Source organism: Streptomyces viridosporus, assembly GCF_002078235.1.
GTDB lineage: Bacteria > Actinomycetota > Actinomycetes > Streptomycetales > Streptomycetaceae > Streptomyces > Streptomyces viridosporus.
Map to the genome: position 1 here is coordinate 1 of NZ_MSGP01000932.1, position 715 is coordinate 715.

Consider the following 715-nt stretch of genomic DNA (forward strand, 5'->3'; position numbering starts at 1 on the left):
CCACCGACCCCCTCGCCGGCATGCCCCCGCTCGCCGACAGCGCCAGGCGCACCCTCGCCCGCATCATCGACATGGTCCTGGTGGGCCTCGTCGTCTGGCTGCTCACCTGGCCGTTCGGCATCGGCGAGTACAACGTCGACGGCAACGACGTCAACGTCGGCAACTCCCTCTGGCAGTCCTTCGTCGCCGCCGTCCTCTTCATCGCCTACGACACGTTCATGACGGCACGCTTCGGCCAGACCCTGGGCAAGAGGTGGCTGAAGCTGCGGGTGGCCAACCTCTCCGACGGCGCCACCCCCTCCGTGCAGACCTCGCTGCTCCGCGCGGCCGTGCTGTGGCTGCCGTTCGCGTTCTGCTGCGCCTGCGTCTGGATCGTGATCACGGGTGGCTGGAGCTTCTTCGACCGGCCCTACAAGCAGGGGCTGCACGACAAGGCCGCCAGGACGGTCGTGGTCAGTACCGGCTGACCGGGGCCGGACCGGGGGCGGGGAGCGCCGGACCGGGCGCCGGGGGACCGGACCGGGTGCCGGGAGGACAAGGGCCGGGCGTCGGGAGGACCGGACGGGGCGTCAGGACGCCGCCCGCTCCCGCACCGGCTCGCGGACCGGCTCCCGCACCGACGCGCGGACCGGGGCGGAGACGCCGGTCCGCACCGACCGCAGGGGAGCGGGCTGCCGCACCGCGGCGGAACGGGGCCCGGCCAGCGGAGGCGCCA

Annotated in this window: 1 protein-coding gene; it reads left to right on the forward strand. The window is 74.0% G+C overall.

Annotated elements, in window-relative coordinates:
- Positions 1–467 (forward strand): RDD family protein (locus B7L92_RS38750; protein ID WP_255311379.1); only part of this gene is annotated, 467 nt, incomplete at its 5' end.
- Positions 468–715 lie beyond the last annotated feature (248 nt).